The sequence below is a fragment of the Paenibacillus sp. J22P51 genome (genome assembly GCF_059692215.1).
In genome coordinates this window covers 389,615-409,720 of record NZ_JCAUAZ010000003.1, presented here as the reverse complement: position 1 = coordinate 409,720, position 20,106 = coordinate 389,615, and the positions used below count along the sequence as shown (strand labels likewise).

At 46.5% G+C, this 20,106-nt stretch carries 25 protein-coding genes; 4 read left to right on the top strand and 21 right to left on the bottom strand.

From position 1 onward, the window contains the following. Positions 1-25: 25 nt before the first annotated feature. From fabG to AC58QC_RS10055, 8 genes are all read right to left on the bottom strand, one after another. Entirely contained in the window at positions 26-766 is a 741-nt protein-coding gene (fabG, locus tag AC58QC_RS10090) for a 3-oxoacyl-[acyl-carrier-protein] reductase (protein WP_056625525.1), read from the bottom strand. Continuing rightward, positions 753-1,703, bottom strand: a complete 951-nt coding sequence (gene fabD / locus AC58QC_RS10085) for an ACP S-malonyltransferase (protein WP_497415026.1) — start codon at positions 1,701-1,703, stop codon at positions 753-755. The genes fabG and fabD overlap by 14 nt, the downstream gene beginning before the upstream one ends. 69 nt (positions 1,704-1,772) lie before the next feature. Continuing rightward, on the bottom strand, positions 1,773-2,759 hold the full coding sequence (locus AC58QC_RS10080) for a beta-ketoacyl-ACP synthase III (RefSeq protein WP_497415025.1): 987 nt from the start codon (positions 2,757-2,759) through the stop codon (positions 1,773-1,775). Continuing rightward, the gene (plsX, locus tag AC58QC_RS10075) at positions 2,756-3,760 is read right to left on the bottom strand and encodes a phosphate acyltransferase PlsX (protein ID WP_497415024.1); all 1,005 of its coding nucleotides are present in this window, start codon (positions 3,758-3,760) and stop codon (positions 2,756-2,758) included. The genes AC58QC_RS10080 and plsX overlap by 4 nt, the downstream gene beginning before the upstream one ends. Continuing rightward, positions 3,744-4,358, bottom strand: coding sequence for a transcription factor FapR (fapR, locus tag AC58QC_RS10070; RefSeq protein ID WP_164483581.1), 615 nt, complete (start codon positions 4,356-4,358; stop codon positions 3,744-3,746). The genes plsX and fapR overlap by 17 nt, the downstream gene beginning before the upstream one ends. A gap of 118 nt (positions 4,359-4,476) precedes the next feature. Next, entirely contained in the window at positions 4,477-4,650 is a 174-nt protein-coding gene (gene rpmF, locus AC58QC_RS10065) for a 50S ribosomal protein L32 (RefSeq protein ID WP_056624823.1), read from the bottom strand. Between the two features lie 37 nt (positions 4,651-4,687). Next, positions 4,688-5,197 (bottom strand): YceD family protein, encoded by a 510-nt coding sequence (locus tag AC58QC_RS10060; RefSeq protein WP_497415023.1) that lies wholly within the window; start codon positions 5,195-5,197, stop codon positions 4,688-4,690. Positions 5,198-5,286: 89 nt separating this feature from the next. Beyond that, positions 5,287-6,408 carry a SepM family pheromone-processing serine protease gene (locus AC58QC_RS10055; RefSeq protein ID WP_497415022.1) on the bottom strand — a complete coding sequence of 374 codons (1,122 nt, stop codon included), beginning with the start codon at positions 6,406-6,408 and terminating at the stop codon, positions 5,287-5,289. A gap of 123 nt (positions 6,409-6,531) precedes the next feature. Here AC58QC_RS10055 and AC58QC_RS10050 point away from each other — a divergent pair, with 123 nt between their 5' ends. Further along, a complete protein-coding gene (locus AC58QC_RS10050) occupies positions 6,532-7,821 on the top strand; it encodes a nucleoside recognition domain-containing protein (protein WP_497415021.1) in 1,290 nt (429 codons plus the stop codon). Between the two features lie 25 nt (positions 7,822-7,846). On the opposite strand, the gene coaD is transcribed toward AC58QC_RS10050, so the two are convergent. The 3 genes from coaD to AC58QC_RS10035 all read right to left on the bottom strand — a co-directional run bounded on the left by coaD (position 7,847) and on the right by AC58QC_RS10035 (position 10,019). Beyond that, positions 7,847-8,359, bottom strand: coding sequence for a pantetheine-phosphate adenylyltransferase (gene coaD / locus AC58QC_RS10045; RefSeq protein ID WP_414813329.1), 513 nt, complete (start codon positions 8,357-8,359; stop codon positions 7,847-7,849). Between the two features lie 17 nt (positions 8,360-8,376). Then, a complete protein-coding gene (rsmD, locus tag AC58QC_RS10040) occupies positions 8,377-8,940 on the bottom strand; it encodes a 16S rRNA (guanine(966)-N(2))-methyltransferase RsmD (protein WP_497415020.1) in 564 nt (187 codons plus the stop codon). Between the two features lie 314 nt (positions 8,941-9,254). Further along, positions 9,255-10,019, bottom strand: a complete 765-nt coding sequence (locus tag AC58QC_RS10035; RefSeq protein ID WP_497415019.1) for a stalk domain-containing protein — start codon at positions 10,017-10,019, stop codon at positions 9,255-9,257. A 202-nt stretch (positions 10,020-10,221) separates the two neighbouring features. Between AC58QC_RS10035 and AC58QC_RS10030 the strand changes: the two genes are divergently transcribed. Then, positions 10,222-10,392, top strand: a complete 171-nt coding sequence (locus tag AC58QC_RS10030; protein WP_497415018.1) for a hypothetical protein — start codon at positions 10,222-10,224, stop codon at positions 10,390-10,392. 85 nt (positions 10,393-10,477) lie between these two features. Here AC58QC_RS10030 and AC58QC_RS10025 read toward each other — a convergent pair whose 3' ends face one another. Further along, on the bottom strand, positions 10,478-10,762 hold the full coding sequence (locus AC58QC_RS10025) for a hypothetical protein (protein ID WP_056624777.1): 285 nt from the start codon (positions 10,760-10,762) through the stop codon (positions 10,478-10,480). Between the two features lie 153 nt (positions 10,763-10,915). On the opposite strand from AC58QC_RS10025, the gene AC58QC_RS10020 reads away from it, so the two are divergent. Further along, positions 10,916-11,413 carry a GNAT family N-acetyltransferase gene (locus AC58QC_RS10020; protein ID WP_497415017.1) on the top strand — a complete coding sequence of 166 codons (498 nt, stop codon included), beginning with the start codon at positions 10,916-10,918 and terminating at the stop codon, positions 11,411-11,413. Positions 11,414-11,532: 119 nt separating this feature from the next. Continuing rightward, complete coding sequence (locus tag AC58QC_RS10015) at positions 11,533-12,582, top strand: polysaccharide deacetylase family protein (protein WP_497415016.1); 1,050 nt, start codon at positions 11,533-11,535, stop codon at positions 12,580-12,582. 83 nt (positions 12,583-12,665) lie between these two features. Here the strand turns inward: AC58QC_RS10015 and AC58QC_RS10010 are convergent, their stop codons facing one another. The 9 genes from AC58QC_RS10010 to AC58QC_RS09970 all read right to left on the bottom strand — a co-directional run bounded on the left by AC58QC_RS10010 (position 12,666) and on the right by AC58QC_RS09970 (position 19,631). Beyond that, positions 12,666-13,124, bottom strand: a complete 459-nt coding sequence (locus AC58QC_RS10010) for a Fur family transcriptional regulator (protein WP_497415015.1) — start codon at positions 13,122-13,124, stop codon at positions 12,666-12,668. Positions 13,125-13,283: 159 nt separating this feature from the next. After that, a complete protein-coding gene (locus tag AC58QC_RS10005) occupies positions 13,284-14,297 on the bottom strand; it encodes a CobW family GTP-binding protein (protein ID WP_497415014.1) in 1,014 nt (337 codons plus the stop codon). A 41-nt stretch (positions 14,298-14,338) separates the two neighbouring features. Then, complete coding sequence (locus tag AC58QC_RS10000; RefSeq protein ID WP_497415013.1) at positions 14,339-14,881, bottom strand: hypothetical protein; 543 nt, start codon at positions 14,879-14,881, stop codon at positions 14,339-14,341. Positions 14,882-14,886: 5 nt separating this feature from the next. After that, positions 14,887-16,050 carry a metallophosphoesterase gene (locus AC58QC_RS09995; RefSeq protein WP_497415012.1) on the bottom strand — a complete coding sequence of 388 codons (1,164 nt, stop codon included), beginning with the start codon at positions 16,048-16,050 and terminating at the stop codon, positions 14,887-14,889. 39 nt (positions 16,051-16,089) lie between these two features. After that, positions 16,090-16,770 (bottom strand): SOS response-associated peptidase, encoded by a 681-nt coding sequence (locus AC58QC_RS09990; RefSeq protein WP_497415011.1) that lies wholly within the window; start codon positions 16,768-16,770, stop codon positions 16,090-16,092. 149 nt (positions 16,771-16,919) lie between these two features. Beyond that, positions 16,920-17,444, bottom strand: coding sequence for a YhjD family protein (locus AC58QC_RS09985; RefSeq protein ID WP_497415010.1), 525 nt, complete (start codon positions 17,442-17,444; stop codon positions 16,920-16,922). After that, the gene (locus tag AC58QC_RS09980) at positions 17,441-18,718 is read right to left on the bottom strand and encodes a DNA polymerase IV (RefSeq protein WP_497415009.1); all 1,278 of its coding nucleotides are present in this window, start codon (positions 18,716-18,718) and stop codon (positions 17,441-17,443) included. Before AC58QC_RS09980 ends, AC58QC_RS09985 begins: the two co-directional genes overlap by 4 nt. Continuing rightward, positions 18,715-19,101: a YhjD family protein gene (locus AC58QC_RS09975; protein WP_497415008.1), complete on the bottom strand. Its 387-nt coding sequence runs from the start codon at positions 19,099-19,101 to the stop codon at positions 18,715-18,717. The genes AC58QC_RS09980 and AC58QC_RS09975 overlap by 4 nt, the downstream gene beginning before the upstream one ends. 242 nt (positions 19,102-19,343) lie before the next feature. After that, positions 19,344-19,631, bottom strand: coding sequence for a stage VI sporulation protein F (locus AC58QC_RS09970; protein WP_497415007.1), 288 nt, complete (start codon positions 19,629-19,631; stop codon positions 19,344-19,346). Positions 19,632-20,106: the final 475 nt, after the last annotated feature.

Below are 20,106 nucleotides of genomic sequence, written 5' to 3'. Positions count from 1 at the left end.
TTACGATTCTCAATTTTCCAGAAACTTACATGTACATTCCGCCATCTACATGGAGCGTCTGCCCTGTCATGTAAGAGGCATCGTCAGATGCCAAGAAGCGAACTACCTTCGCAATTTCCTCTGGCTGCCCAAGGCGCTCCAGTGGGATTTGCTTCAGCATGTGTTCACGCATCTCAGCAGACAATTTGTCTGTCATATCGGTTTCAATAAAGCCTGGCGCGACGGCGTTTACGGTAATACCACGCGAGGATAGTTCTCTCGCAGTAGCCTTCGTTAAGCCGATTACACCTGCTTTTGCTGCTACATAGTTAGCTTGACCCGGGTTACCGAGCACGCCAACTACAGAAGATATATTGATAATTCGACCAAAGCGCTGCTTCATCATTGGACGTGTAACAGCTTTGACACAATTGAACACGCCTTTGAGATTCGTAGCGATAACTTGATCGAATTCTTCTTCTTTCATTCGCATGATTAAATTGTCTCTTGTTATGCCCGCATTATTCACGAGAATATCAATTTTACCAAAAACTTCTAACGTTTGCTTCACAAGATCGTCAGATTCTTGATAGCTGCTTACGTCTGCACGCAATTTAATCGCTTTGCGGCCCATCGCCTCAATTGCCGCTACAACCTCACCAGCAGCAGCTTCACTCCCGGCGTAGTTCACAACAACATCAGCACCGTGTTCAGCCAAATGCAAAGCAATTGCACGGCCAATACCACGCGATGCTCCGGTAACTAGCGCTACTTTACCCGTTAACATGATTGTGCACCTCCTGCGTGTACTTGTCCAGTGCTTCAAGGCTGCCAATCGACACGGTTTTCACCGTTTTGTCGACTTTTTTGATCAAGCCAGCAAGCACCGTTCCCGAGCCCAGCTCGATGAACGTATCCACGCCTTGGCTGATCAGGTACGTGATCGTGTCTTCCCAAAGTACAGGGGAATACACCTGCTCCACCAGCAAGCCGCGAATATCGCTCGGCTGGGTCACAGGACGAGCCGTTACGTTGGCGACAACGGGCACGGCTGCATCCCTCATCTCGATGGATGCGAGCACCTCTGCGAGGCGCTCCGAGGCTGGCTTCATGAGGGAAGAGTGAAACGGCCCGCTCACCTCGAGCGGGATGGCACGCTTCGCGCCAGCTTCCTTGCAGCGTTCGACAACCGCTGCAACGCCTTCCTTACTGCCCGAGACGACAATCTGTCCCGGGCAGTTCACATTGGCGAGCTCCACGACAGAGCCGCCGCTTGTGATAGCCGCGCAAAGCTCCGTCAGCGCTCCGCGCTCGGCTCCGAGCACGGCTGCCATGGCTCCCAGGCCGCCTGGGACGGCCTGCTCCATGAACTCGCCACGGGCCCGCACAGTGCGGACCGCGTCTTCGAACGCGAGCACGCCCGCTGCGACGAGCGCGCTGTACTCGCCAAGACTATGTCCTGCGACATAGTTTGGCGTGATGCCAGCAGCCTTGAACGCCTCCAGACAAGCGATGCTTGTCGTCAGTAGCGCAGGCTGCGTGTGGTACGTGATCTTCAATTGGTCCTCTGGACCTTGGAAGATCAGATCAGACAAGGAAAAGCCCAGCGCTGTGTTCGCGCGGTCAAAATAATCTTTGGCCGCTGGCAGCGATGTGTATAGGTCTTGTCCCATACCCACGGACTGTGAACCTTGACCAGGAAATACAAATGCTATTTTACCCATACGAGAAAAGGATCCCCTTCCACGGTATATTCAGTCATTTTTTTCTCAGAAATAAGTCCATCTAACGATTTACCAAACTAATGCTGTCGCACCCCAAGTGAGTCCGCCGCCAAAGCCAACTAAGACAAGGCGATCACCTGCGCTTAATCTGCCTTGCTCGGAAGCTTCTGCTAGTGCTACTGGAATCGAGGCAGCCGACATATTACCATACTTGTCCAAGTTAATCATACATTTATCTTCGGACAACTCCAAGCGATTCAGTGACGATTGAATAATTCGCATGTTGGCTTGGTGTGGGACAAGCAGATCGATGTCTGTTTTCTCCCAGCCCGCTTTACGCAGAGCTTCATCCGCAGCATTCCCCATAATGCGAACTGCAAACTTGAAGACCTCGGCACCGGCCATGTAGATGTAATGCAAACGCTGGTCAAGCGAGTTCTGTGAAGCAGGATTACGGGAGCCGCCGCCTTCTATTTTCAGAAGAGGACCTCCGGTACCGTCCGCACCTAGTTCAAAGGATTTAAAGCCTCGTTCTTCAGGCACCTCGCCAATCACAACAGCTCCTGCCCCATCACCAAATAGAATGCAAGTATTGCGATCTGTGTAATCCGTGATTTTGGACAGACAATCTGCGCCGATGACGAGCGCGTATTTATATGTACCTGTGGCAATAAAATTGGCCGCATTCGCTAGTCCATACACGAAGCCTGAGCAAGCCGCCGATAAGTCGAATGCCGCAGCTTTCTTCGCTCCCAATTTTTCTTGAAGAATACAGGCCGTAGACGGAAATGACATATCCGGTGTGATGGTAGCTACAATAATTAGATCAAGTTGATCCGCTGTAATGCCAGCGTTAGACAAGGCAACCAAGGAAGCTTCATAGCAAAGATCGGACGTAGCTTGTCCTTCTGCTGCTATTCTTCTTTCGCGGATACCTGTTCGAGTTACGATCCACTCATCATTCGTTTCGACCATTGTTTCTAGTTCTTGATTCGTTAAAATACGTTCTGGTACATATTTACCCGTTCCGAGTACCCCAACTGGTATTAAGTTCATGTTGTTATATCTCGCTTCCCGCGGCTAATTTCGGCAGATATGGTGCCAACCAAATCATTTTGTAACGCAATTCTTGCTTGACGAACGGCATTCTTAATGGCATTTGCATCTGAGGAGCCGTGACTTTTGAGTACCAATCCATCGATACCCAGGAATGGAGCTGCCCCATGTTCATTATAGTCCAATTTCTTGCGAAATTGCGTCAACCCTGGCTTCAAAACGGCTGCTGCAAGCTTCGAGAAGATGGATTTCGTGAATTCTTGCTTTAATGCTGAGAAAATGGCGGATGCTGCGCCCTCTAGTGATTTCAACATAATATTTCCAGCAAAGCCGTCGCAGACAATCACATCGCATTTCGCGCGAAGCACCTGTGAAGACTCCACATTGCCAACAAAATGAATCGGAGCTTGTTCCATTAAAGGATATGCTGTTTTGGTTAATTCATTCCCTTTGGTCGATTCCGTTCCGACATTCAATAAACCTACGCGAGGCTTGGTAATACCATGCACTTTGGAACGATAAATGCTGCCCATAATCGCGTATTGGATCAATTGCTCTGGGGTTGCATCCATGTTCGCTCCTAAATCTAATGCAAGTACACCATGACCGTCCATAGTAGGAATCATCGGTGCTAATGCTGGACGTTCAATACCGGGAATTCTTCCTACGATTAGCAATCCAGTCGTCATCAAGGCTCCTGTGTTGCCTGCAGAAATCATGGCTTCGGCTTCCTTCTCCCGCACCAGTCTTCCTGCCACGACCATGGAAGCGTCTTTCTTGCGACGAACTGCTTTGACAGGCTCATCCTCGGCTTCGATGACTTCTTCCGCATGATGGATCGTTAGGTTATCCGGCCTCTCTGTGAGGTGAGCTTCTATCGCGGCGCTGTTACCGACTAAAATAATATGTACGTCCTTCCACTCTTTGGCCGCTGCGAGAGCACCCTCAACTACGATCTTAGGCGCATGATCTCCGCCCATTGCATCAATCGCGATCCGCATGGAGCTTGTCCTCCCTATCTAGATGTTGCTCTTTCTTCGAATGAAAGATGACAAAGTTGCCTCGAAACACCGTTTCTTCTCCCACATAAGTGAACACCTCAACACGTGCTTTCCCTTTGGATACAGATCGCACATAAGCTTTGGCGACACATTTCTCTCCCAGCTTCACTGATCGTACAAATCGGATATCTGCCGAAGCTGTTAATGCAATCGGATCGTCGATGACAGCAACAGCCAATGAGTTGGCTTGTGAGAAAATATGATGGCCTCTGGCAATTTTAGTTCTGGAAAAAATATGGTCTTCTTTAATTTCAAAAATCGAAATACCGCTCTGATCCAACTGCAAATCAATAACTTCTCCAATCACTTCATCTATTGGAAGTGAACGCACAGGATCATACGTTTTGACGGCCATATGCTTCATGCGTTCCCGCAGTTCAGGAATACCAAGCTCTAATCGATCCAAGCGGACAGTTTGGATACTAACCCCAAACGTTCGCATCAATTCCTCATCCGTCATAAAAGGGTTCGCTTCAATGGCTTGCAACAGCTGCTGCTGCCTTTGTCGTTTAGGAAGGCGTTCGATGGTAAGCACCACCTTATCTCGTGAGATCTCATCTTATTACCAGATACTAAACTGTAGTATATTAAATTTACAACTAAAAAGAAAGCAAAAAAAATAGCACCTCACCTAGGATGAAGTACTATGTCTAATCTTATGCTTTTACGATCTCTCTGCTTTTGTATGTTCCGCAAGATTTACAAACGTGATGCGCTAGCTTAAGCTCTGCACATTGTTCACATTTCACCATGCCTGGAACTTCCAATTTAAAGTGAGTACGGCGCTTGTCGCGACGAGTTTTGGACGTTCTTCTTTGAGGTACTGCCATATTCAAAACACCTCCTTATACGAATTTCGGCGTTGCCTTATTCTTTGTTAAAAAAGTCCGCGAGACCTGCAAGCCTTGGATCAATCCGATCCTGCTTACAGCCGCAATCACGATCATTGCGGTTTTCTCCACACACCGGACAGAGACCTTTGCACGCTTCGTCACAAAGTGGTATGTACGGTAAACCGACCACTACATTCTCTACAACGTAAGGCTCTAAATCGACTTTATCCCCAACCACCAGATGAATATCCTCGTCAAGCTCTGGATCTTCTTCTTCCGGCTTTTGCATGAAAACTTCCTTAAATGGAAGCTTAATTGTTTGGTTAGTGTGCGTTAAGCATCGAGAACAACTTAACTCCAAGTCTAGCGTTAAATGACCGTTAACTTTGACTACCCCATCTTCATATCTCGCATGAAGATCGACATTGACTGGTCCATGCCCAAGAATGTCTTGACGACCCTCAAAAGGTTCCGTCAAATTCATAACTTCGCTCATGTGTACAGACTGCGATTGAAGAGATAGCTCTCTAAAACGAATTTGCATGATATATCACCCCAAACAAACAAAGATTATTATATCCACTTTGCATACCTCTTGTCAATTTAAAATAATTTACTATCGCTAGATATGACTTATTTCAGAGGCAATGCTGCTAGATATTTCAGTGCGTCTTCCATGGTGCCAATTTCGACGATTTTCATCTTCGTCTTGATTTGGTTGGCTCTCTTAACCGCATCGGAATAATTCTCGATTTTGGTCCCGTCTTTGTAGGTTATATTTTTGGGAGCAAAGAAAATCTCTGCTTTTTCCCGATCTGCAGCAATAATTTTGTGTTGAATGCCGCCAATCGGACCCACGGTGCCATTGGCTTCTATTGTTCCTGTCCCAGCAATCCGATAGCCCTTCGTAATATCTTCGGGTACAAGCTGATTAAATATCTCCAAAGAGAACATCAAGCCTGCTGAAGGCCCCCCAATATCGCCTGCCTTAATCGACACCTGTTGATCTTCCTTATCGGCTTTCACCGACTGCATACCTGCTGGCACTACACCAATCCCTGCCCGCGGCACCTTTTCCCCCTCTTGAAGCGGCAATGCCCCCAAAGTCAATGTCGTCTGCAACTCGGTCTTCTTTCTAGCATACGTAATTGAGATGGTTTCTCCTGCTTTCTTGCCTGCGAGCGAGTCCAGTAGATCCTGTGCAACCTTCACATCTTTATCCCCGGCCTTTAAAAGCACATCACCTGGCTTAAGCACCTTCTCACCTGACATGCCTGGCACGGTCTGCAGCACCATCACGCCCTCATGGTCAATATGAAAAGGAACCTTGGCCTCGGTATAAGCAGCTTGAATCGCACTTGCTTGTGAGGTCAGCATGACATATTCCTGACGCTGTGTGTACTCCTGCTCAGACTCTCCCTTCTTGAGTACGGCCGTTTTGGGCTGTATTTCTTCATAGGGATGAACGAGTCCTACCAAATAGTTCACGACATTGGCATCTGCTACGCGCACGGTTGTTAGCATGAGCGTCCCTTTTTCTGCACCGGTGCTCTTGGAAATCGACACCATCGGCTTGATTTCTTCCGCGGTACCCGGCATAAAAATAAAAAAGGGCAATCGCACAAAAAACAGCAAATATACAATGATAATACCTACTAGTGCAGATATTAGATAGCGTCTCGTCGCTGAGCTTCTGGGATAACGATACGAATCATTCGACCACGTACGTATCGTGCTCTCTTCTTCCTTATCCATACAGGCTCCCCTTTCCTGTTGTTTTCTCTTGATGTTTTTGGCTATACAATCTCATCGAATGCTTGGTCTAATCACCTTCCATGTTGCGTACAATGAAGCATGTTCGAAGGACGAGGTGATGCTATGCAGCCTATGAATATAAGATCCAGTTCTAAATTTACAACACTAGTTCTGGGAGCTTTGGCTGGACTAGTCGTTATATCTATCATTTTATTTCCAGATAAAGCTTTTCAGTCTTCCCTCGAGGGGTTGACCGTCTGGTGGAAGCTCGTCTTCCCTGCTTTGATGCCATTCCTCATTATGACCGAGCTCTTGATCGGCTTCGGTGTCATCCAAGGGACAGGCGTGCTCTTGGAGCCGCTGATGCGCGTTATTTTCCGTCTCCCTGGTGTGAGCGGTTGGGCACTGGCTTCAGGCTTTGTTGTAGGATTTCCAGCAGGCGCTAAAATTACTGCATCCCTGCGTGAAAAAAATCTCCTTACACGTACAGAAACAGAGCGTTTAACAGCCCTCTCCCATTTGTGCAGTCCTCTATTCCTTATTATGGTTATCGGTATCGGATTCCTTCACAATGCCAAGCTAGGGATCTTACTTGCCATCATTCATTACATTTCCGCGATCGCAACAGGCTTCTTGATGCGACATAGCAAACAAACTATAGCACCTGCTCTTGTTGAGGCGAAATCTCGGACACTTAGACCAAAGGAAATGCAGAATGCTTCCATTTGGAAATCAGCCCTTATGACGATGCGCCAAGCCTATTGGGAGGATGGGCGTGCTTTTGGCAAGCTGCTTGGCGATGCAGTAACATCCGCTGTACAGACGCTGATGTTGATAGGCGGCTATATGATGATATTTTCCGTGTTAATCAACGTCATCTCCATCACTCATTTTGCCGATATGCTCCGCCCCATCATTCAATTTCTACTTAGCTTTATGGGGGTTTTCACGGATACAACACCACAATGGATCAAAGGATTGATGGAGATTCACCTTGGTTCGTATGCTTTTAGCCAAGCTAAGGATCTCCCGCTTCTGCCTCAATTGGCGCTGCTTAGCGCATTCCTCGGCTGGGGAGGCTTGTCAGCCCATGCACAGGTGGCTGGCTTTCATCAGAAAACCGATGCGCGTTACACGTTCTTTCTTCAATCCCGTGCTCTGCATGCCGTGCTTGCGTTGTTCACAACCATTTTGCTATGGAAACCTTTGCAGTTGCTTCTGTTAGATACAGAACCTAGCTTTCTTAGGTTAGATCTCGCTGCTAACACGGCCGCCGCGGCACCGTTTCCTTTGAACGGCGAATCGGCATGGGGCCTATGGGGACCAATGCTGTCGCAATTCTTTTTTCTTTTTACCTTCATGCTATTGGTTTCGGTTGGACTGCGCCTCTTTCATAGAAAAACAATGGATTAACTTGAAATTCCTTTAGATCTGTCTGTTAGGTCTGAGGGAATTTCTTGCGTAACTCCTCTTCCACTTCCGCCGGTACGAGATCCTCGACAGGTCCATGGAATTTGGCAATCTCTTTCACAATGCTTGAGCTCAAATACGAAAACTGCGGCTTCGACGTCATAAAGAACGTCTCCACATCCGGATTCAGCTTATGATTCGTCGATGCCATTTGCAATTCATACTCAAAATCCGAAACGGCCCGAAGTCCGCGAACGATAAGCCTGACATTACGAGCTTTCATGTAATTGACCATCAAGTCCCGAAAACCGTCAATCTCCACATTAGGCAGATCCGCGGTTACTTTTCGAAGCAGTTCCATCCGTTCTTCCAGGGTGAATAGCGCATTTTTGGACGTGTTATTCAGCACCGCTACAATTAGCTTATCAAATACTTTTGCTGCTCTATGTATAATATCAAGATGGCCATAGGTAACCGGGTCAAAGCTCCCTGGATATACCGCGACTGTAATACCGTGTTCTTGCCTCATCATGCTGTTCATCTCCTTCAATTACTGATTCATACAGACGCTATGTCGCGTTTAAATATCGTAACAGCCGTATCCCCATAATCCGCTCTACGTAGCTGCTTGAATCCACCTATCGTTTCTAGCAGTACATCCTTGGCGTCGTGCTCGACCACGATCGTAGCGTTCGCCTCGACTATGGCTTGTTCCTCCATCGTCGTCATTAGTTCAGCGATCCCTTTCATCCGATAAGGAGGATCCAGAAATACCAGTTGGAATTGTTCCGCCCGCTTCGCCAATACCTTCAACGCTCTTGCCGCATCCGTGCGGTAAATCTCCACCTGATCCTTCACTTTGGCTACTTCAACATTATGTTGAATCGTATCGATACTTTTCTTCTCGATATCAATAAATACCGCCTTATCCATGCCACGGCTCAGCGCTTCAATCCCAAGCCCTCCCGTGCCAGCGAACAGATCTAGCACCTGCCCTCCGTCGAAATAAGGTCCGATCATACTGAAGATCGCTTCTTTCACTTTATCTGTTGTTGGCCGTGTGCTTGTACCAGGTACAGCCTTTAACGACCGGCCTTTGGCCGTGCCTGAAATCACTCTCATCGTACTTTATTCCCTTCTTGCTGGTTCATTCTTTTGCTATCGTACCACAAGCACTAATCTGACACAAAAATTTTATCCCTCCGATGTATAAATTTACCGTAAAACGGTCATGCTTGAACTATCGACATCAGAGAATGTCGTAGACAACCGCGGAGAAGGCTTACGTTTCCCCATAAGCTCTTCATCCGGTTTCTCCTCTCCCATGAGGCGGCTGCGCAAGCAGTCGCCGTTATTATTTTATAGGACAGTCATTTCACACAAAATAACGCAAAAATGCCCACATATCCTTTGGGCCTCTTTTGCGTTTTCTACAGTTATATTTTGGACACGGTTTTGCTATTAGAAGATTTATCTGGCAAGAGTTTATTATTCTTAATCTGTAGTTCATGAATGATTGCATTCGTGTTGTTCAAGTTTTTTTGTGCGACTCGCAATGAGCTAAGCAGGCTGATGCTAAATTGTTTCTCGAATTCAGGCATTATATTTCCAGTTAGTTTAAAAGATAGCAGGTTCTTTGTTTGTTGAATATTGTTAATTGCAATGCTCTCACTCTTAATAATAGATATCAGATCATCTGAATTACTCACTGTTTCTGCAAGTTTTTGTGCCATTTGGCTAGAGTCATTGTATAGTTTCATTAATTCTTCAAAATCCGCATTTAATTGATAAGCATATTCGCTACCATTAGTTAAATTGGCATACGGCTGAAGTTGTTGTGAGAAGGTTAGTAATGCTGTATCTGTATCCTTTAGCCATTGGTATGCATTCTGCAAGTATTCTAATTCTTGTTTTGCAGGATCTAATTGTGTTTCTGCTGGGGGAGATTGAGGCATTGTCACATTAACACTATAGGTATTGGGATTCCATGTTACGAGAACCCCGAGTTGTCGCAACATGGACAAGGGTACTACTGTGTGATCTTTATAAATCATTGCGGGTATTTCATCGACATTTAAAACTTGTCCATCAGATGTTACATTTACAATGGGATTACCTTCGAAATCTCCATTTATAGTGGCAGCGCCAGCTACTCCAACGGGGATTGAGAGTACTAGTAAAAATAGAATAAACTTTTTCATTGTTCACCTCGTTAGGAAATAATAATCTTTATGGCTAGTTAGTTGAACCAAGCATTTGTTTGGCTACTAGTTACATTCCACATTTACAGCACACTCTCCTTCTGCTGGCTTGATGCCCCCTTCCATTTTATGCTATAATCAAAACAAGAACATACATTCCCTTTATTTTACATCATCCTACAGTCAGAAAAGAAGGTCAGCCATGAAAGATCAACCTGTATTTGAGAATCTGCGTGACAAGTATGCCGATGAAGACCGCGCCAAGCTTGTGATGCTGCAGTTGCGAACATTAATGGGACAGAAGCAGAAGAAGAAATGGTATCAGAAATGGAAAACACCAACAAAGACGCAGCCGACGAATTGGAACGACTAGAATGTCAGTCTAAGCTTGTGTGCCTCTGAAAATAAAATAAAGGCTCCCCCTCGTAGATGGACTACTTGGAGAGCCTTCTTTATTTTTATCGGTTTCTTTTGCGTGAATAATATAAGACCCCTAAGTAATGCGCCCCTGTAAACAAAGTTAGAATCCCGAAGAATAACAAAAATCCGCCGTTCCGGTCACGGAAAAACAATTGCACAACGAATAACGCAAGGGAGATTTCGCTCCAGAGAAGCGTTCTTTTCTTAAGCTGAGTTAGATCAGCTGTTGATTTACTTATTTTGCGAAGATTCATGTAAGTCAGTCCAGCGAGTACGATGACTCCAATAACGATCACGAGAATATAACTTGAATTGCCTGACATGTGACTCCCCCTAATTCTAGTAGATATTATATTTAAGATACATGGATTAGGACGGAATGTCTATTTGAATATGTCATTTCAAAGAGGTATTTGGCTATTGCTGTGGAACATATATCGAAAATTGTTTACTAAACTCAGCGAGGTGCCCACATCATGTCCACCCTAACATTCAAACCATTAGAGTCGTCCGACATTCCTTTTCTGATGGATATTTACAATCATTTCGTTGTTCACACGACCTATTCTTTCCATACGGAACCTGTTGCATTACCCGAGTTCACAGAAAGTGTGGTCCACACCAACCCCCGCTATCAGACTTACGTGATTCTACTAGATGAGAAGCCACAAGGCTATGTTCAAGTGATGCCCCACAAGAAAAAACAAGCCTATGATACGACCGGTGAGGTGACGATTTACCTTCATCCAGATTGCGTCGGCAAAGGCCTCGGCTCTGCCTCTATTCAATACGTAGAAGCGATCGCCAAAGAGCGCGGCTTCCACTCCCTAATTGCGACTGTTTGTGCGGATAATTCAGCCAGCATTCACATGTTCACTCGGAATGACTATCAGCAATGTGCGCATTATCGCGAGGTCGGCTTCAAATGGGGGCAATTTCTAGATATTGTTACGTTTCAAAAAATCATTTCATGATCGGTTCACATCTTACCTGACCATCTACAAAGACCATCCGTTTCCGTTATTTGCACTGGATAAGATCTCCCTCCCTAACAGAAACTAGAGCATATTCATAATGCTCGGAGGGGATTGCCATGACCAAGCGGCTTTGGTCCTTTAGCATCGTTTGTCTGCTTGTAACCAGCTGCGGTGCGCCTTTTTCAAAGCCTTTTCAAGATCAGAGTTCAGCCCAACATGCCCATCCAGATGTCACCCAGACATCCACGGAGGCAAGTAGGGACTTCGAGGAGTCCCAGCTTGTTACAGATGATGCAGGTTCAAAGAATCGCATTCGCTTGGTGTCACCTACGAGCACACCCTCAACTTCTGTGCAGCCAACAGCTACACGAGCACCAAATCCTACGTTGACGCCTAGTGTGAAGCCTAAGATTAGCCCTAAAAAAACAGCAACTCAGCCAGAAGCTACTAAGCGGCCTTCCTTGCCCGTTCAAAAAAACCAAGGCCAAATCCGAATTTCTCAGAAAAAGCTCACGCTCTCACAGCTAGTTGTTAAATACCCCGATACGTTCAAGCTACGCGGCTCCAGTCAAGAGAAGAAAGTCGCATTAACCTTTGACGACGGACCCGATACGCGGTTTACACCTAAAGTTCTTGATGCCTTGAAAGCGAATCAAGTGAAGGCTACCTTTTTTGTACTTGGTGCAATGGCTAGCACGCATCCCGACATCATACGGCGAATCGTGAATGAGGGCCATGTGATTGGCAACCACTCTTACAGTCATGAGAATCTACCCAAGCTCTCTGCGGATAAATTTCAAAACCAAATTCAAAGTACAGAAAGTGTGCTGCAGGGCCTTATCGGCTACGCCCCTAGGTTAATACGTCCACCCTATGGTGCAATTAATGAAGAGCAGGTCAAATGGATCGCCGATCATCACTATTTAATTGTGAATTGGAATGTCGATTCCCTTGATTGGAAATCACTAAATTCCGATCAAGTCCTTCATAACATCATGCAGCAAACAAAACCTGGGTCCATTATTCTCCAGCACTCTGGAGGTGCGGACAGCCAGGATTTATCAGGAACTGTCCAAGCAATCGGACCGTTAATCAATAAACTTAAAGCCGCTGGCTACACATTCGTCACAGTTCCCGAGCTGCTTCACGTTACCAAAGGTAAATAGCTCCGCTCACGCAAAAGAGCAGCCTAGCCAGGTTCATTCCCAGCAGGCTGCTCTCTTTTTTTCGTGGCGCCTGTAACAATAAGCTATTCTCCTGCTTGAGCGGTAGGCATAGCTGTTTTACAATCCGCACAATAGCCAAATATTTCAAACCGATGGCTTTGAATCTCAAAGCTCTCCGGCAAATCCTGCACAAGCTTCATCGGACAGAACTCGAACGTAACGGTCTTCTCGCAGCTGACGCAAATCATGTGATGATGATGGTGTGACAAGCAGCTTGCTTTGAACTTCAAGCCATCCGCCAAATGAAATTGCTCCAGAACACCCATCTCACTCAACAATCGGAGATTACGATACACAGTATCGAAGCTTACGCCTGGATATTTCATTTTCATATGCTCATAAACATCCTTCGGCGATAAGTAACTACCCGACTCTGCAAACAAGGTCGCTAAGCTTCTGCGCTGCTCTGTAATTCGCCAGCCCTTTTGCGACATCGCTCTTAGCATCTCATCGATCGTATCCGTATGCGTACTCACTTGCATTACCCCTCTGTGTTGAAATGTTCTCTTATTATAGTGCAGCAAATGGACCGCTTGCGTCAAGTGTAGAACGATGACGGAATTTGCAAAGCACGGAATTAAGCAGCGCTAGTATTCCTATAGAAAAACCCTCAACCTGTGTTGAGGATTTATAATTTCCGGCTAGCCGATAGCCGATTCATCGGACACCGCTTCTAACTTCAGCAATTCCGCACGTATGACATCTTTGTCGAAGTTCTCCCCGATGAAGACGGCAACGTCAGGCACATCGCCTTTTGGCGTTATTTTCACAAAATCCATCTCTCTGTACGCATATTGAAATAAGAACCGACTCGATGTATCCGAGAAGCTGAGAATCCCTTTGGCACGATACACTTCCTGAGGGAGTTTACTTACGAATTCCTCAAACGCGTTGCTATCTACGGCCCGTTCAAAAAAATGTGTATACGCCATCACATGGCGATGTGAATGGTGATGATTGCCATCCTCATGGTGATGCTCGTTGCTATTCGGCTGGTTCTCATCGTTCGATTCGGACTGCTCAGACGCTCTGCCAGAAACTTCTGTATGAATGTCTTCGATCAGCTTGATATCAATCTGACTGTACACGGTATAATGCAATTCCGCATAGGGATTCCATTCCCGTACAAGATCATGCACTTCTTGAAGCGCCGTTTCGTGCAGCAGGTCCGTCTTGTTGAGCAGTAGCAAGTTGGCACAGCGGATTTGATCTCGCATAAGCCGATAGGTTTTTCCGCGACTTGTTCGGTTTAACTCAAGCAGCTGTGGTGCATCCACAACAGTGATCATGGCTGAAAGCTCTATCGGAAATATGAGCGAAGCATCGGTTACCTCATCAATAATCTCCATCGGATTTGCAATCCCCGTTGATTCAACGAAAATCAAATCCGGTTGCTCCCCCGTCACTAATTCGTTCAAGGCTGTGGCGAGATCTCCACGACTAGAACAGCAAATGCATCCGCCGAGCAGCTCAGACATGGGTACCTCATTTGCTATTAACTGTCCATCCAAATTCACTTCTCCAATTTCATTCATGATCACGGCAGGCTTGCGTCCCGCTTCAGTGAAATAATCGATGGCCTTGGTGAGTAAGGTCGTTTTCCCGCTCCCCAGGAATCCAGATAAAACATAAACGTGAATTCGTTTGTTTGCCATTTGTGCTGCTACCTCCGTCCTTGGGCTTATTACACCCTCTGTTACTCTGGCTTAACTTCAAATTTCGTGGCCAAGATCGGCCATTTCCCAACGATGCCAGCTAAAAATGGAAATAACCTTGCCCACAGCAAGCTCGTGGCTGGATCTGCAGGCTTCAAGGGAAGCTCTATGCGCTCGTAGAGAATCTTCGCTGCTTCTTGAACAAGCTCAAACGCCAAATCAGCAGGCGTCGTCTCGGCTACAGCCTCTAACCGCGGGAGATAGTTCTGTGCAATCGATTCCGATAAGCGATGCTCTGCTAAGTTCTCTGAAACCATCACCTTGCCCATTGCTAAACTAACTAGCCGTGCTGTTTCTTCCTCAAAAGCGTGCGGAATACAGTAAATTTCCAGCGCCAAGGCCGCTACATAAATATCTCTTAGCAGTTCATCTTCTTTCGCCATCGTTAAGACAGGTTGCGGTAAATAGGCTATTATAGCGGGTTTCAATGTGTCCCAACTATTCTCTATGCTCTTCATCGTAAACTGCATCATCGCTGCTGCCAGCTCTACAGGGGTAATTTGTTTCTTCTCTAGCTCTTGCATAAGGGTTAATCCTCTTTTCTTTCGTTACTTGTAAAATGGATGATCAGCTCAATGATTTCAGATTGACTGCCTAAACGGATCGGTGGTCCCCATGTACCGAAGCCAGAGGACACAATCGCGTGTAGGTTACCTTTGCGTAAATAGCCCCAATCCAGCTCAAAAATCCGTCTGGTGAACAGATGATTCGGTGCTATTTGACCACGGTGTGTATGACCTGACAGCATCACATCGGCGCCTGTGGCTGCCGCTACGTCTAGTTGGTACGGTTGATGATCCATAACGATAATCGGCTGCGCAAGGTTTATGCCCTCCATCAAGGACACTAGCGGTTTACGTCCTCCAGCGGAATGTTCCGCTGATTTATCCTTACGCCCCACGAGATATACGCTCTCTTGGACATGAATGACTTCATCCATCAGCACGCGAATGCCGATTTGTTCCATTTGTTCCACGAAGGCTGGAATATGTCCGCCATAGTATTCATGGTTGCCAAGTACGGCATAAATGCCTAACGGTGCCTTCAGTTCTCGCATGGTTTGTCCCATTTGATAACGAATAAAAGGTTTAATATCATCGTCTATGACATCACCAGGCAGTAGAATCAGATCAGGTTTCATCCCATTCACATACTTGACAAGCTTGCGCAAATGACGGTTACCGACGACTGCTCCTAAATGAATGTCCGAGGCGACTGCTACACGAAGCTGTTCCCAGTCCCCTGCTCGTTTGGGAATCGTAACTTCATACTTGCGGATGATCGGCGTCCGTGCCAGATACGAGCCTAATGCGAGTAGAGCAAGTACAACAGCTACGTCAATCCAACCCAGAATCGGCACATAGGTCATTGGCGAGACGGATGCGAAGTGGAGTACAGCGATCATCACGTCGGTCAATGGTAGAAGGAGCACGCCAAATTGGATGAGGGCAAACCAGTAGGAGCCGATTATTTTAAAAAGCCGCGATACACTTGGAGGCAACATGCGCGATCCAAACCATGCTAATAAATAAGATAAAGCAACAATCCAATACACAATCCAATACACCACAGGCTGAAAGGAAGCACCCATCAAATACGCTAGAAAAACCTTCAAGTGCCAGCCTATATAACCGTTAATACCCACGACAATAGCAAGTATAAGCGTGATCCTAATTACCATACCATTTCTCATGTTTCTTGGACGCTCCCATTCTCTATTACCCTCTACCTTTTAAAGCAAAAGACTTATCGGCTCTATGCATAGCTCATCATCATTCCGCACATTCCCCACTCGACTAGACACAGGGTAGGCCATCATTAACTCCGAGGGGAATGGCTGCAGCAATGCACGCAGTTGATCAACATTCTTCATACCGCGATCCAGCCAAACTGCTTCCTTCTCCCGTGGCAAAATGACAGGCATTCGCTCATGAATATCCTTCATCATCTCGTTCGACTCCGTCGTAATGACAGTACATGTTGAGATGCGTACGCCTTCGGGGGACGTCCATGTGTCGTACAGTCCCGCCATGCTGAATAGTTCCTTGCTGCGCAGCATGATGCGCATCGGCTGCTTCTGCTTGCCCGTTCCTTTCCAGTCATAGAAAGAATCAGCTGGGATGAGGCAGCGCTTGCGTTCAAATGGTTTGCGAAAAGCAGGCTTGTCCACTAAGGTTTCGGAGCGCGCGTTGAGCATTTGATAGCCCATTTTCTCATCTTTGGCCCATTCTGGAATCAGTCCCCATCGCAGCTCCCCTAGCTTATTTCTCTGCCCGTCATGAACGATCGCCATCACCTGCTGTCCAGGCGCTACATTATATTTGGGGCTGTATCTCGGCATATAGGTATCGTACATATCATAACGCAGCATCAATTCCTCTAACGTAACAGTGATCGTGTAGCGTCCGCACATAGGTAAACATCCTTCTCCTTCACACGGTTATCCAATTCCCTCTCTCCATTATGGAAAAAAGATAGGCTGACGTCAATTCGTACAGCCCGAAGAACCGTTCTTCTTCAGGCTGTGTGCGAATGGGTGCTTCGTGATATTTCGTGGCATATTCATGATTTCTTCTTCGCTTCCGTCTCTAACACACTCACACGCGGATCCGTCCCATAAATGGTTGTGACCAGACTGTCGGCATATCGGCCTATTCTCGCGCCAATTTCAGCACGCATATAGTCTCTCGTCATCGTAAATCGATCCTCGTGCTCACGGCACCTATACCGGTAACGGATCATCTGATCGTCTTTCTCCTCTTCCGCAACGTGCATATCATGCTCCAGCATATGCCGCTTCACTTTTGCTAAATCGGCGTGCATGTTTTTGGCCAGTACCTGGGCCACCTTCGAATAAAGTGTGCGTAGCATCTCGGAGGAACGCTCCACTTCGCGCGCCCTTCGCAAAATAATTGTATGCATCAGCGGCAGCAGGACTGATTCTCGTATAATGCTAATGTCATCCGCAGTTGGGCGCTTCGTAGGAACCGGTTTGTCATGACGTTGGCTTTGAACTGCTTCTCGGTGCTGCGGCAGCATCATGCGACTTGACTCCCATAAGCCGTTATTCTGCAATTTTTTACTCATTTATAGTGACCTCCGATTTTGAGCGAGCGAACCTGCGCTTGACCGGCTGTCGTCAGGGAGGACGCGCGAACAATCGCCGCATTGCCGAACCTATCCTTAATTCTGTCCGTCACTTTCTCCAGCTCTCGCGCCTTAACTTGATCTTCGAAAAGGGTGAGCTGGTATGTCTCGTCATCCACGAACTGGCTCAGCATAACGCCCGCACGGCGAACAGGCATGGTGTCCCAGAACTTATAGAAAAGCTGCTTCACAGCTTGAAACACGGTACCGGTATGATTCGTCGGATCCGGCATCTTCATCTGGCGTGAGAAGCCTGTTGGCGCATCAAAAGGACTGCACATACAGCTGACCGTCACGATAGAAGCCATATAGCCTTTGCGCCGGCAGTCCCGGCACACTTCCTCGGTCAGCTCCATGAGGATCGTGTTCACTTCCGACGATTCCGCGTAATCCCTCGGCAGCGTCATCATATGGCCGATGGACTTCGGAGGTGTATCAAACGTGCCAGGCGTAACTGGACTGTCATCCAAACCATTCGCCGTCCGCCACATCACCTCTGCGTGAATATCCGACTGCTTGCCGAAGCGCGCGCGAAATTTCTGCTTAAGCTGCGGCAGCGGCGTCCGTGCCACATCGCCGATGGTATACATGCCCAATTTGGCAAAATGGGCCGTCATCCGCGAGCCAACACCGAACATTTTACTGACTGGCTCCTTCCACAAGTGTTCCTCAATGGCAGATGGGAGTAGCGTGAAAATGCCGGTCGCATTCTTTTTAGCCCATATATCCGTCGCTATTTTCGCTAGAATTTTATTCGAGCTAATACCTACGCGAACTTTGACACCTGTTTGTTTGAGCACTTTATACTGTAGACTCATCGCTACCTTCTCCGCATCTCCAAAGAGCGGCAAACTCCCTGTAACGTCCAGAAACTGCTCATCAATACTAAAAATTTCAACGAGATCCGTGAATTCCTGATAGATGTTGGTAATCATCAGCGAAATATCAATGTAATGCTGCATCCGTGGCCGCATGACAATCAACTCTGGGCACTTCTTAAGTGCTTCACCCAACCGTTCCGCTGTGGATACACCATATCCTTTGGCAACAGGGCAGGCGGCTAAAATAATACCTGACCTTAACGCAGGGTCTCCTGCAACGGCAACTGGCTTATTCTCTAGACCTGGATGATCGGCCTTCTCTACACTTGCGTAGAAGCTCTGACAATCTGCCAGGAAGATCGTTCGTTCCCCACCCTTGTTCCCCTTGCTCATCGCAATTCCCCCCGCATATTCATCAGCGTAGTCATAAGCTCAGCCTTGACCAAACTACGAAGCATCGTGAAATGATGGATGTAACCTCGAACTTTGTACTCTACTTGAATGCCTAAAGCATTCATTTCCGTGTGGATCACCTTAATATCTCGCTGCTTCATCTTACTTTTCAACCGTTGTAATTCTGGATAAATAGCCATCTCAACCTCTCTGAGGTAAAAAAGTATGTGATTATAAACAATTTTATCTTTATAAACCTTAAGCTCCTCCATATCTCTTGCCAGCATATCAAGCAAAATCGGCAACAGCGTGTATTCCTTAATCATTTGAACATCCTCTTCTGTCTCAACCCTTGAAGTACCACTCAATGTTCTCACCACCATATGCGAACATATATTCGTTTTTCCATATTATATACCGAACACGTATTCGTTATGCAAGTGGTTTTTTGGATATTTTTTTACTAATAACAGGAATTATTGAAGTTAATCACTATAAAATTACCTATTTCTACCTATTTTTTCGAAAAATGTGCGAGTCGCATACCGTTAGTTCCTAGTCTTCATACGAAAAACTCCACTTGCAGAGCATCTTCCGCTCTGCAAGTGGAGTTTTCAGCGTGCACCTATCGAAACATGGACCATAATCGAATCAAGTGAAACGTGTTATTTGGGTCAATCTTTTGCGCGAGGATAAACGTTAAAATCTGGTGTGTTTGGTTCCCACTAAGCTTTTCACCGAAAATACCCGCGGCAAGACCGATTAGGCGCGTAACCTTCGCCGTGTTTTGTAAATCTGCCTTCGTGACGCCTTGCAGCAGCATTTTGATGCGTTCCTTTACCTCAGGGTTTTTCATCTTGAACTTCACACGCTCCACGAGCGCAGGATCGATGCCATATTGCTGATAACTCATACCCGCACCTCCGATACCCGTCATGCTCCTATCCTATGAGTGAAAGTAGGCAAACTTGACTGAGACAGCTTTATATAAGAAAAACCAATATGGATAACCCTGAAGTCGGACAAGACCTTTTGTAGCAGAATGATCGGTCATGCGGTAAATTTCTCATCTATTCAAATGGAAGATGTGCGGAAGCGGAAGCGTTTAAATGGAAAAAGTACAGTTAAATTCGCTCTTTTTCGCAATAAATACCAAATAACTGGATTTCATGCATGTATTTGTTGCGAATATTCGAAGAACCTCAAAAAACAACGATTTTAACTACATATTTTCCATCTAATCGGAAATTCCGAAGAGATTTTTGGAAAATAACCGGAGTTTTTCCAGTTAAATTAGTTAAGGGCAAAGTGTGGAGGTTCGGGTTGGGGTTCAGGGTTCAGGGGTCAGATTCGAGTTCGAGTTCGTGCTTCGGGGTTATGGTTATGGT